Genomic DNA, 12,039 nt, shown 5'->3' with positions numbered 1-12,039 from the left:
GTTAACCTGTCCCCCACCAAGATCAGCTTAGGGGTGGAGGTCCCTGGTGCCGTCCGGTCGGCGACTCGTCGGAGAAGCGCCACGGCAGAAAAGTCGGGCAACTCGCCGGAGAGGGCGTTACTCGGCCGGGGTCTGAATCGATAGGGCAGGTTGCGAGGCTGGACGGCCCGAGTGGCCGGCCGGGGGTGTCGGGAGGGCGACTCCATTATCAAGTTTGGCTTGACGGCGCACGCATTACACGCGTGTAATTTGAATGGGGTTGTTCGCACGGAACGCAACAAAACGGGACCGGACGGACAAGCACGCCTTTCGCGTGGGGGGTTGCAGCGGCGATGACGCCGGTGCGCGACAAGGAGGCATTTGATGGACGGCCAGCTTGAGGTGGCCGACCTGCTCGGAAACGCGCCGGAGTGGCAGGAGCGGGCGTTGTGCTCGCAGACCGACCCCGAGGCGTTCTTTCCCGAGAAGGGCGGCTCGACCCGCGAGGCGAAGCGGATCTGCTCGCGTTGCGAGGTCAAGACCGAGTGCCTCGAATACGCACTGGGTCACGACGAGCGGTTCGGCATCTGGGGTGGGCTCTCCGAGCGGGAGCGGCGCAAGTTGAAGCGGCGGGCTGCCTGAGCGGTTCAGGTCTGGGCGGTGCAGGTCTGCGCGGGGGGCGGCCTGAACGGTTCGAGGTCTGTGCGGTGCAGGTCCGCGCGGGGGGCGGCCTGAGTGGTGTGAGGTCGAGGCGGTGGGGGCCGCCCGACTCTCCGCCCGGAGGTTGGCTCAGGCGAGCTCGTCCGGGTCCACCCCGAGAAGGTTCGCCACCTGTTCGATGATCACGTCATGGACGAGATCGGCGAGGTCCTCACGGTCCATCGCCCGGAACTCCAGGGGCCGCCGGTACAGCACGATCCGCGGCGGCACCTCCTGCCGGCCCGGGCGGCCGGGCAGCAGCCGGGCCAGCGGGACCTCGCCATCCTCCAGTACGTCCGAGTCGTAGACGTTCAGGTCCGGCGGGACATCCTCAACCGCGAACTCGACCCCGGCCAGCTCCTTGGCGAACCGACGCTCCAGCGTCTCGACGGTGTCCAGGACCAGGTCATCGAAGACCTCGGCCTTGGTCCGCGCCAGCGGCACGGTGGCCGGAACCAGCCGTCCGCGCAGGCCGCGCCCGTGCCGGTCACGATGCGCACGCCGGCCGGGGCCGGTGCGGCGGTGTTCCGGGCTCGTCATGAGGCAAAGGGTAGCGCCCGTCCCGGGCTGGTCAGCGGCAGCGCCGCTCCAGTGGCGCGGCGCGCCCAGGACGGTCGACTGTGATCACCATGACGGGCGTGTCGCAACGCGAAGCGATGCGCCGGACCCGGTAATGGAGATACCCTGCCGCACGTGAGGTCACCACGGCGCTGCTCCCGTAACGGCTGCCCCCGGCAAGCGGTCGCCACATTGACCTATGTCTACAACGAGTCGACAGCGGTGGTGGGGCCGCTGGCGGCGTTCGCCGAGCCGCACACGTACGACCTCTGCGAGCCGCACGCCCGCAGCCTGACCGCGCCGCGGGGCTGGGACGTCGTCCGACACGAGGGCGAGTTCGAGCCGCCGCCGCCCACCACGGACGACCTGGTCGCGCTGGCCGAAGCGGTCCGCGAAGCCGCCCGCCCGGCCCCCCGCCCCCCGGAGCCGGACCAGAACCGTCCCGAGAACCCCCACCAGACCGGCCGCCGAGGCCACCTCCGAGTGATCCCCCCCAACCACTGACCCGCCAGGGTGCCCCACACGGCACCCCCTGGCCCCAAGATCGCACTCGATCCTGGTTGTAGTGGCCTCACGCCGTTCGGACCCCACTCTTTCCATGTTCGAGCGCGATCTTGCGGGTCGTTCGCAGTGCGGTGGGGCATTCCCGCGTTGATCAAGAGGTTTCGGTCACCATTCGGCGCGTTCCTGACGCAAACCTCTTGATCAACAGGAGGTCCGGCCGGGTTAGAGGCGGGTCCAGGCTTGGGTGAGGACGGTGCGGAGGATCTGCTCGATCTCGTCGAAGTGCTGCTGCTCGGCGATCAGGGGTGGGGCCAGCTGGATGACCGGGTCGCCCCGGTCGTCGGCCCGGCAGTAGAGGCCCGCCTGGAACAGGGCTGTCGAGAGGAAGCCGCGCAGCAGGCGCTCCGACTCGGCCTCGGTGAAGGTCTCCCGGGTGGTCTTGTCCTTGACCAGTTCAATGCCGTAGAAGTAGCCGTCGCCGCGGACGTCGCCGACGATCGGCAGGTCGTGCAGCTTCTCCAGGGTGGCCCGGAAGGCGTCCTCGTTGGCGCGTACGTGCCCGACCAGGTCCTCTCGGGCGAACACCTCCAGGTTGGCCAGGGCCACCGCGCAGGAGACCGGGTGCCCACCGAAGGTCACGCCGTGGGCGAACATGCCGGTCTCGGTGAGGAAGGGTTCCATCAGCCGGTCGCTGGCGATCATCGCGCCGAGCGGGGCGTAGCCGGAAGTGATGCCCTTGGCGGTGGTGATGATGTCCGGCTGGTATCCGTAGCGCACCGCGCCGAAGTACTCACCCAACCGCCCCCACGAGCAGATCACCTCGTCCGAGACGAGCAGCACGTCGTACGCGTCGCAGATCTCCCGTACCCGCTGGAAGTAACCCGGCGGCGGTGGGAAGCACCCGCCGGAGTTCTGCACCGGCTCAAGGAAGACCGCGGCGACCGTGTCCGGGCCTTCCCGCTCGATGGCCCGACCGATTTCGTCGGCGGCCCACCGGCCGAACGCCTCGGGGTCGTCGCCGTGCTCGGGCGCCCGGTAGAAGTTCGTGTTCGGCACCTTGATCGCGCCCGGCACCAGTGGCTCGAAGTCGCTCTTGATGCCGGGCAGGCCGGTGATCGACAGGGCACCCATGGAGGTGCCGTGGTAGGCGATGTAGCGGCTGATCACCTTGTACTTGTTGGGCTGCCCGGTGCGCTTGAAGTACGCGCGGGCCAGCTTCCACGCCGCCTCGACGGCCTCCGAGCCGCCGGTGGTGAAGAAGATCCGGTTGAGGTCGCCGGGGGTGAGCGCGGCGATCCTCTCGGCAAGCTCGATGGCCTTCGGGTGCGCGTACGACCAGAGCGGGAAGTACGCCAGCTCGCCGGCCTGCTTGGCGGCGGCCTCGGCCAGCTCGGTGCGGCCGTGGCCAGCGTTGACCACGAAGAGCCCGGCGAGCCCGTCCAGGTAGCGGCGACCCTGCGCGTCCCACACGTACGCTCCCTCGCCGCGCACGATGGTCGGCACCTCACCGGCGGAGTAGCTCGCCATCCGGGTGAAGTGCATCCAGAGGTGGTCGGTGGCGTTGGCCATGTCAGCCCCATCGGTCGTCGGGCCGGTCAAAGGGGTGAAGCCGGCCGCTCTGCCAACGGTTATCGCACAGCCCCGACCTCCGAGGCAAGTGTTATCGGCGGTATCACGGCCGGTTGGCGACGGATTTAGCGCAGAGGCGTAGCAGACGCAACGGAATCCGCACCACTGTTGCTAGGTTGATCGGCGGTCGGCAGGAGCCCGAGGTGCGCTGGTCGCTGCCTTTGGAGCTGAATCGTTTGCGACATCAGGGCTGCCCTGGCGCGGCTGCCTTGTCACGGCTGCCTTGTCACGGCTGCCTTGTCACGGCTGCCTTGTCACGGCCGCTCCACGAGCCCTTCCGGGCTTCGCGGCGTCGACCAGGCTGGCCGGTCGTCGCGCGGGGGTCTGCCGGTCTGTGCGTGGACGTCGGCGGGTTGGTCGCGTCGGGGGGTCTGCCGGTCCGTGCGCGGGGGCCGGTCGGTTGGTCGCGTCGGGGGGTCTGCCGGTCTGTGTGCGGGGGCCGGTCGGTTGGTCGCGCCGGGGTCTGCCGGTCTGTGTGCGGGGGCCGGTCGGTTGGTCGCGTCGGGGGGGTCTGCCGGTCTGTGTGCGGGGGCCGGTCGGTTGGTCGCGCCGGGGTCTGCCGGTCTGTGCGTGGGGGCCGGCCGGTTCGTCGCGCGGAGATCGGCCGGGTCGTCGCGCGGGGGTCTGCCGGTCTGCGCGTGGACGTCGGCCGGTCCGCCGATTCGTTTGCGACATCAGCTCCAAAGGGCCCGGCTGGTGGTAGCGCCTCCCTCCGGCCGCCGGCTCGATTCACTCCGGATCGCCGAGATCGCGGTGTTCGGGCGTGGTTGACACCGCGATATTGGTGAACTCGAGTGGATCAAGCGCGAGGGCAGGGCTGGGAGGCGGGGGTCGGCCGCCGGGGTGACCGGTCGGCGTGACGTGAGTCGGGGTCGGGGTCGGGGCGGCGCGGTCAGCGTTACGGGTCTGGTGAGGCGGGTCGGGGGCGCGGGGTCGGGGTGGCGTGGGTCAGGTGGCGCGGGTGACGCGGGTGACGCGGTGGGCGCGGTGGGCGCGGTCGACGCGACCGACCACTGATCCACTCGGGTTCATGGAAACCGGGGCGTCAGGGCGGCCCCGACACCCCGACTTCCTGAAGACCGAGTGGATCAAGCGCGGCGTGGATCAAGCGCGGCGTGAATCGAGCGCGGCGTGGATCGAGCGCCGCGTGGAGCACAGCGGTGGCGGCGTCAGGCCGTACCCCAGGTGTAGGTCTGTTTGCGGAGTTTGAGATAGACGAACGCCTCGGTGGAGAGCACCCCGGGCACCGCGCGCAGCCGTTGCAGGATCTCCAGCAGGTGGTCGTCGTTGCGGCAGACCACCTCGGTGAGCAGGTCGAACGACCCGGCGGTGATCACCACGTAGTCGACCTCGTCCAGCTCGGCCAGCCGGTCCGCGACCGCTTCCAGGTCGCCGTCGGTACGTAGGCCGATCATCGCCTGCCTGTTGAAGCCCAGCTGGAGCGGGTCGGTCACCGCCACGATCTGCATCACGCCGGAGTCGAGAAGCCGCTGCACCCGCTGGCGGACCGCCGCCTCGGACAGCCCCACAGCCTTGCCGATCGTCGCGTACGGGCGGCGGCCGTCCTCCTGAAGCTGCTCGATGATCTGCTTGGCCACGTCATCCAGCAGAGCGTGATTGGCACCGTCACGGACAGCGACGCGTCGACCGCCGTTGCTGTTCTCGTGCTGCCGGTTTGTCATTGCCCGCTCCCCATGTCCCGAATCGTGATGTCGCGCGTGTATCCCCGCGTAGTCTGGCGTATTTCGTCGTGTATCGCTATTCCCGCAACGGAATCCCTTGTAAGGGAGGTCACCTCATGTCAGGATCAGTCGTCCATGGCACTTGACCCTCCCGACATTCCCGCCGGCGTGCCTCCCCGTCCCGCCCGCCGACGATGACCCCCTAGGAGTCGTCATGCGTACTCCCCTCCGGCCCCTCTCCCGGCGTGGACTGCTCACCGGCACTCTCGGTTCGGCCGCCCTGCTCACCCTGGGCGGCAGCCTCGCGGGCTGCGGCACCAAGGGCGCGCAACAGACCGAAGCTGGCTGCGTCAGCGAGGACCTCTCCGGCACCGAGAAGAAACTCGCCTTCGCCAACTGGCCGCAGTACATGGACGTGGACGACACTGACGAGTCCAAGCGACCGAGCCTCGACGAGTTCATCACGAAGACCGGCATTCAGGTGACCTACACCGAGGACATCAACGACAACAACGAATTCTTCGGCAAGGTGCAGAACCAGCTCGCCGCCTGCCAGAGCACCGACCGGGACATCATCGTGCTGACCGACTGGATGGCGGCCCGGATGATCCGGCTCGGCTGGATCCAGAAGTTGGACCCGGCGAAGATCCCGAACGTGCAGGCCAATCTCCTTCCGTCGCTGCTCAACCGCCCCTTCGACGCCGAGAACCGGATCTCCATTCCGTGGCAGTCCGGCCTCGCTGGCCTTGCCTACAACGGCAACGTCACGAAGGAACTGCGGACCGTCGACGAACTGCTCACCCGCCCCGACCTCAAGGGCAAGGTGACAGCGCTCAGCGAGATGCGCGACACCATGGGCCTGCTGCTCGGGTCGAACGGGCACGACCCGGCGAACTTCACCGCCGCCCAGTTCGACGACGCCCTCAACAAGCTCAAGAAGGCAGTCGACTCCGGGCAGATCCGCAAGTTCACCGGCAACGACTACGCGCCGGACCTGGCCAAGGGCGACATCGCTGCGTGCATCGGCTGGTCCGGCGACGTCATCCAACTGTCCGGTGAGGACGAGAAGGTGCGGTTCGTCGCGCCGGACTCCGGCGTGATGCTCTACAGCGACAACATGATGGTCCCCAACAAGGCCACCCACAAAGGCAACGCCGAAGCGCTGATCAACTACTACTACGAGCCGGCGGTCGCGGCGAAGCTGGCCGCGTACGTCAACTACATCTGCCCGGTCACTGGCGCTCAGGCCGAGATGGAGAAGATCGACCCCGAGCTGGCCGCCAACCCGCTGATCTTCCCGGACGAGGCGCTGCTGTCGAAGTCCAAGGTGTTCATGGCCCTGGACGAGAAGCAGGAGAAGGAGTACGAGGGCAAGTTCCAACAGGTCATCGGGGCGTGACGAGGATGGCGCGCGAGACACCCGCCGGCGACCTGCGCCTGGCCGACCTCACCAAACGGTTCGGCGTCTTCACAGCTGTCGACGACCTGAGCCTCACCATCGAGCAGGGTTCGTTCTTCGCGCTGCTCGGCGCGTCCGGCTGCGGCAAGACCACCACGCTGCGGATGATCGCCGGCCTGGAGGAGCCGACCAGCGGCCAGGTGCTGCTCGGTGACCGGGACATCGCCCGGCTGCGGCCCTACAAGCGGCCGGTCAACACCGTCTTCCAGAGCTACGCGCTCTTCCCGCACCTCGACATCTTCGAGAACGTGGCCTTCGGGCTGCGCCGACGCGGCATCCGCTCGGTCGACGACGAGGTCACCCGGATGCTGTCGCTGGTGCAACTCGACGGCTACGGCAACCGGCGCCCCGCCCAGCTCTCCGGGGGGCAGCAGCAGCGGGTCGCGCTGGCCCGCGCCCTGATCAACCGGCCGCAGGTGCTGCTGCTCGACGAGCCGCTGGGCGCACTCGACCTCAAGCTGCGCCGACAGATGCAGATCGAGCTGAAGCGCATCCAGACCGAGGTCGGCATCACCTTCGTGCACGTCACCCACGACCAGGAGGAGGCCATGACGATGGCCGACACCGTCGCGGTGATGAACGCCGGCCGGATCGAGCAGTTGGGTGCCCCGGCCGACATCTACGAGTTTCCCGCCACTGCCTTCGTGGCCAACTTCCTCGGCCAGTCCAACCTGCTCGCCGGCGAGGCCACCAGCGCCAGCGGCGGCGACGTAGCGGTGACGGCGCACGGCACGCGCTTCTCGGTGCCCGCCGGCCGGTCGCGGGCCGAGCACGGCCCGGTTCACCTGGGGGTACGCCCCGAGAAGCTGATTCTGGTCGGCTCCGCCGACCAGGTGCCCGCCGGGTATCAGCAGGTCACCGGAGTGGTCACCGACGCCTCCTACGTGGGAGTCAGCACGCAGTACCTGCTGCGGACCGGCTGGGGCACCGAGTTGTCGGTCTTCGCCGCCAACAGCGGGACGTCGACGCCGGTGGCGGTCGGCAGCGAGGCGGTGGCGTACTGGGATCCGCAGCACGCGTTCCTGCTGCCCCGCGACGCAGCAGACACCGACCGGACGTCGCCGGTGCTGGACGAGCCGGTAGGTGCGTCGTCGTGACCCTGCTGGCCCCCACCAGAGCGGGGCACCCGCCGCCCGCGCCACCGGCAGCCCGGTCCGGGCGACGCCGACTCCTGCCGTACCTCCTGTTGCTGCCCGGTGCGGCCTGGCTGCTCATCTTCTTCGGTGTGCCGCTGGGGCAGTTGGCGGCGGCCAGCCTGTACGACCCCAGCGGCTCGCTCTCCACCGGGTACGCGATGACCTGGGCGGTCAGCAACTACCCGGACGTGCTGCAGGCGTACTGGCCGCAGTTCCTGCGCTCGTTCGGTTACGCCGGGTTGGCCCTGGTGTTGGCGTTGCTGCTGGGCTACCCACTGGCGTACGCCATCGCGCAGAAGGCCGGCCGCTGGAAGAACCTGCTGCTGGTGTGCGTCGTCGCGCCGATGTTCACCAGCTTCCTGGTCCGCACGCTGGCCTGGAAGACGATCCTGTCGGACAACGGCGCGCTCGTCGGTCTGCTGCGGGACGTGCACCTGCTCGCCCCGGACGGTCGGCTGCTGGCCACGCCGTTCGCTGTGGTGCTCGGCCTGACGTACAACTTCCTGCCGTTCCTGGTGCTGCCGCTGTACGCGAGCCTGGAGCGGCTGGACCCCCGGCTGCTGGAGGCGGCAACCGACCTGTACGCGAGCCCGGTGCAGGCGTTCCGTCGGGTGACGCTGCCGCTGTCCATGCCCGGTCTGGTCGCCGGCACGCTGCTGTTCTTCATCCCGGCGAGCGGCGACTACATAAACGCCGAACTGCTCGGCACCCCGAACGAATACATGATCGGCAACGTCATCGACTCGGCGTTCCTGGTCCGACTGGACTACCCGCAGGGCGCCGCGCTGTCGTTCCTGCTGATGGCGGCGATCCTCGCGGTGGTCTTCGGCTATCTGCGCAGGGCCGGCACGGAGGAGGTCCTCTGATGAGCGCGAGGAGTGCAGCGCAGCGGAGCCCCGCAGTCGCGAATGAAAGGCGGCTCCGATGAGGCTCTCGCGCTGGTTGGCCGACCGGTGGGTGATGATCGTGGCGTTACTGGTGCTCGGCTACCTGGCGCTGCCGATCCTGGTGGTGGCCGGGTTGTCGTTCAACCGGCCGTCGAGCCGGCTGTCGTACGACTTCAACGAGTTCACAGTGGACAACTGGCGGCAGCCGTGCGCCACCTCGGACATGTGCGATGCGGTGGTCCGCAGCGTGCAGATCGGCTTTCTCGCCACTGTCGTCGCCACAGTGCTCGGCACCCTGATGGCGTTCGCGCTGGTCCGGCACCGTTTCCGTGGCCGATCCGGGATCAACGTGCTGATCTTCCTGCCGATGGCCACCCCGGAGCTGGTGATGGGCACGTCGTTGCTGGCCCTGTTCGTGTCGGCGGGCGTACCGCAGGGCTTCTGGACCATCGTGATCGCGCACGTGATGTTCTGCGTGTCGTTCGTGGTGGTGACCGTGAAGGCGCGGCTCGCCGGGATGGACCGGCGGCTGGAGGAGGCCGCCATGGACCTCTACGCCAACGAGTGGCAGACGTTCCGCCGGATCACCCTGCCGCTGGTGCTGCCCGGCATCGTGGCCGCCGCGTTGCTGGCCTTCTCGCTGAGCTTCGACGACTTCATCATCACGAACTTCAACGCCGGCACCACTGTCACGTTCCCGATGTACGTCTGGGGCGCTGCCCAGCGTGGCATCCCCCCACAGGTCAACGTCATCGGCACCGCGATGTTCGCGGTCGCGCTGCTGCTGGTGGGGCTCAGCTCATTGCGGGGCCGGAGGGCCCGCCGCGCCGCGCTGTTGTCCAGGCCGTCATGACCCTCCCGCACACCGGCCGGGCTTTGGCCGACGCGGCACCCGTGCCGTACTGGCTCGATCGCCCGGACCGCCCCGACCCGCTACCGCCACTGGGCGGTCGGCACACCGCCGACCTGCTGGTGATCGGCGGCGGTTACAGCGGACTGTGGGCCGCGTTGTTGGCGAAACAGGCGGACCCGGACCGGGACGTGCTGCTCGTCGACGCCGGGACCTGCGGTTGGGCAGCGTCTGGGCGCAACGGCGGTTTCTGCGCCGCCTCGCTGACCCACGGCCTCGCCAACGGCGTCGACCGGTTCCCCGACGAGGTCGGCGAGTTGGAGCGCCTCGGCCGGGACAACCTGGACGCCATCGCCGCCACCGTCGCGACGTTCGACATCGACTGCGACTTCGAGCGCACCGGTGAGCTGGCCGTCGCCGTCGAGCCGTACCAACTCGACGGGCTGGCCGCCGACGCGGACCTGGCCCGCCGGTACGGCCACCGGGTGCGGTTGCTCGACCGGGACGAGGTACGCGCCGAGGTGCACTCACCGACGTACCTGGGTGGGATGTTCGACGCCGACCGGGTGGCGATGGTGGACCCGGCGAAGCTTGCCTGGGGGCTGCGCCGCGCCTGCCTCGACCTCGGCGTACGCGTGCACGAGCACACCCGGGTCACCGGCCTGCGCGCCGACAGCGCGGCGGTGCACGCCAGCACCCTGGGCACCGGCCCCGCCGCCCACCGGGTCGACAGTGGCCGGGCCGACACCCGGGCCGCCGGCCTGCCCGGCTCGATACGGGCGCGCCGGGTCGTGCTGGCCACCAACGCGTTCCCGCCGCTGCTGCGCCGGCTGCGGGCCTACCTGGTGCCGGTCTACGACCACGTGCTGATGACCGAGCCGCTCACCGCGGCCCAGCGTGACGCCATCGGGTGGCGCAACCGGCAGGGGCTCGCCGACACCGCCAATCAGTTCCACTACTACCGGATCACCACCGACGGGCGGATCCTCTTCGGCGGTTACGACGCGGTCTACCACTACGGCAACCGGGTCGCGCCCGAGCTGGAGCAACGCCCAGCCACCTTCACCACCCTCGCCCGCCACTTCTTCACCACGTTCCCACAGCTCGCCGACGTGCGGTTCAGCCACCGCTGGGGCGGTGTCATCGACACCTGCACCCGGTTCTGCCCGTTCTTCGGCACCGCCTACGGCGGTCGGCTGGCGTACGCGGCCGGCTACACCGGCCTCGGCGTCGGGGCCAGCCGCTTCGGGGCCCGGGTGCTGCTCGACCTGCTCGACGGCGGGAACACCCCGCTGACCGGGCTCGACCTGGTTCGCCGCAAGCCACTGCCGTTCCCGCCGGAACCCGTCCGCGCGGTCGGCATCAATCTCACCCGCTGGTCACTGGCCCGCGCCGACGCGCGCGAGGGTCGGCGCGACCTCTGGCTCCGTACTCTCGATCGTTTCGGTTTGGGGTTTGATTCCTGATGCGTGTCCTCCTCGTCGGCGCCGGTGGCGTCGGCTCCGCCGCCGTAGCCATCGCCGCCCGACGGACCTTCTTCGAGACCATTGTGGTCGCCGACCACGACCCCGTGCGGGCCCAGCGGGCGGTCGCCGGGCACGGTGACCGTTTCGTCGCCGCCCAGGTGGACGCCTCCTCGGCCGACGCGATCACCGCGCTGTGCCGGGAGCACCGGATCACGCACGTGCTGAACGCCGTCGACCCGCGGTTCGTCATGCCGATCTTCAACGGCGCGTTCGCGGCCGGCGCCGACTACCTGGACATGGCGATGTCGCTGTCGCACGTCGAGACCGGAGTGAAGCTCGGCGACGAACAGTTCGCGCTCGCCGACACCTGGTCGACGGCCGGTCGGCTGGCACTGTGCGGCATCGGGGTCGAGCCCGGCCTCTCCGACGTGTTCGCCCGCTACGCGGCCGACGAACTGTTCAGTGAGATCGACGAGATCGGTGTCCGGGACGGGGCGAACCTCACCGTCGACGGGTACGACTTCGCGCCCTCGTTCTCCATCTGGACCACCATCGAGGAGTGCCTCAACCCGCCGGTCATCTGGGAGCGGGACCGGGGCTGGTTCACCACCGAACCGTTCTCCGAGCCGGAGGTGTTCCACTTTCCGGAGGGGATCGGACCGGTCGAGTGCGTCAACGTCGAGCACGAGGAGGTGCTGCTCATCCCGCGCTGGGTCAAGGCCCGGCGGGTCACCTTCAAGTACGGCCTCGGCGACGAGTTCATCGAGGTGCTCAAGACGCTGCACAAGCTCGGCCTGGACGCGGTCTCCCCGGTGCGGGTACGCGGCGTCGACGTCTCCCCGCGTGACGTGGTGGCCGCGAGTCTGCCCGACCCGGCCACGCTCGGTGCCCGGATGCGCGGCAAGACCTGCGCCGGCACCTGGGTACGCGGCCTCGGCCCGGACGGGCAACCCCGCGAGGTCTACCTGTACCACGTGGTCGACAACGAGTGGTCGATGCGGGAGTACGGGCACCAGGCCGTGGTCTGGCAGACCGCCGTCAACCCGGTCGTCGCGTTGGAGTTGCTCGCCAGCGGCGCGTGGGCCGGTGTCGGAGTGCTCGGACCGGAAGCGCTGCCCCCGATGCCCTTCCTCGACCTGCTGAACGGTTACGGGTCACCATGGGCGGTGGAGGAGCGGTGAGCATGCGGC

Annotated in this window: 11 protein-coding genes; 8 read left to right on the top strand and 3 right to left on the bottom strand. The window is 69.4% G+C overall.

Translation table 11 applies throughout. The features are described 5' to 3' along the window. Positions 1 to 363: 363 nt before the first annotated feature. The gene (locus AB0K35_RS22695) at positions 364 to 621 is read left to right on the top strand and encodes a WhiB family transcriptional regulator (RefSeq protein WP_007455784.1); all 258 of its coding nucleotides are present in this window, start codon (positions 364 to 366) and stop codon (positions 619 to 621) included. A gap of 147 nt (positions 622 to 768) precedes the next feature. On the opposite strand, the gene AB0K35_RS22690 is transcribed toward AB0K35_RS22695, so the two are convergent. Continuing rightward, entirely contained in the window at positions 769 to 1,218 is a 450-nt protein-coding gene (locus AB0K35_RS22690) for a metallopeptidase family protein (RefSeq protein WP_238666626.1), read from the bottom strand. 153 nt (positions 1,219 to 1,371) lie between these two features. On the opposite strand from AB0K35_RS22690, the gene AB0K35_RS22685 reads away from it, so the two are divergent. Beyond that, the gene (locus tag AB0K35_RS22685; RefSeq protein ID WP_091394110.1) at positions 1,372 to 1,740 is read left to right on the top strand and encodes a DUF3499 domain-containing protein; all 369 of its coding nucleotides are present in this window, start codon (positions 1,372 to 1,374) and stop codon (positions 1,738 to 1,740) included. A 222-nt stretch (positions 1,741 to 1,962) separates the two neighbouring features. Here AB0K35_RS22685 and AB0K35_RS22680 read toward each other — a convergent pair whose 3' ends face one another. Together AB0K35_RS22680 and AB0K35_RS22675 are read right to left on the bottom strand one after the other, a co-directional pair. After that, the gene (locus AB0K35_RS22680) at positions 1,963 to 3,309 is read right to left on the bottom strand and encodes an aspartate aminotransferase family protein (protein WP_238666625.1); all 1,347 of its coding nucleotides are present in this window, start codon (positions 3,307 to 3,309) and stop codon (positions 1,963 to 1,965) included. Between the two features lie 1,229 nt (positions 3,310 to 4,538). Continuing rightward, the gene (locus tag AB0K35_RS22675) at positions 4,539 to 5,051 is read right to left on the bottom strand and encodes an Lrp/AsnC family transcriptional regulator (RefSeq protein WP_091394101.1); all 513 of its coding nucleotides are present in this window, start codon (positions 5,049 to 5,051) and stop codon (positions 4,539 to 4,541) included. A 214-nt stretch (positions 5,052 to 5,265) separates the two neighbouring features. Here AB0K35_RS22675 and AB0K35_RS22670 point away from each other — a divergent pair, with 214 nt between their 5' ends. From AB0K35_RS22670 to AB0K35_RS22645, 6 genes are read left to right on the top strand one after another with little or no spacing between them, the layout of a single operon-like run. Next, a complete protein-coding gene (locus tag AB0K35_RS22670; RefSeq protein ID WP_363887351.1) occupies positions 5,266 to 6,450 on the top strand; it encodes a spermidine/putrescine ABC transporter substrate-binding protein in 1,185 nt (394 codons plus the stop codon). A gap of 5 nt (positions 6,451 to 6,455) precedes the next feature. Further along, positions 6,456 to 7,607 carry an ABC transporter ATP-binding protein gene (locus AB0K35_RS22665; RefSeq protein WP_363887349.1) on the top strand — a complete coding sequence of 384 codons (1,152 nt, stop codon included), beginning with the start codon at positions 6,456 to 6,458 and terminating at the stop codon, positions 7,605 to 7,607. After that, a complete protein-coding gene (locus AB0K35_RS22660; protein ID WP_363887346.1) occupies positions 7,604 to 8,512 on the top strand; it encodes an ABC transporter permease in 909 nt (302 codons plus the stop codon). The genes AB0K35_RS22665 and AB0K35_RS22660 overlap by 4 nt, the downstream gene beginning before the upstream one ends. Before the next feature lie 58 nt (positions 8,513 to 8,570). Then, positions 8,571 to 9,386 (top strand): ABC transporter permease, encoded by an 816-nt coding sequence (locus AB0K35_RS22655; RefSeq protein ID WP_363887343.1) that lies wholly within the window; start codon positions 8,571 to 8,573, stop codon positions 9,384 to 9,386. Then, the gene (locus AB0K35_RS22650; protein ID WP_363887341.1) at positions 9,383 to 10,849 is read left to right on the top strand and encodes an FAD-dependent oxidoreductase; all 1,467 of its coding nucleotides are present in this window, start codon (positions 9,383 to 9,385) and stop codon (positions 10,847 to 10,849) included. The genes AB0K35_RS22655 and AB0K35_RS22650 overlap by 4 nt, the downstream gene beginning before the upstream one ends. Continuing rightward, positions 10,849 to 12,030: a saccharopine dehydrogenase C-terminal domain-containing protein gene (locus AB0K35_RS22645; protein WP_363887339.1), complete on the top strand. Its 1,182-nt coding sequence runs from the start codon at positions 10,849 to 10,851 to the stop codon at positions 12,028 to 12,030. The genes AB0K35_RS22650 and AB0K35_RS22645 overlap by 1 nt, the downstream gene beginning before the upstream one ends. Positions 12,031 to 12,039: the final 9 nt, after the last annotated feature.

The sequence above is a fragment of the Micromonospora sp. NPDC053740 genome (genome assembly GCF_040677775.1).
In the GTDB taxonomy this organism is placed as follows: Bacteria; Actinomycetota; Actinomycetes; order Mycobacteriales; family Micromonosporaceae; genus Micromonospora; species Micromonospora alfalfae.
Note: the sequence above shows the minus strand (reverse complement) of the source record. Positions and strands in the feature narration are given on the sequence as shown.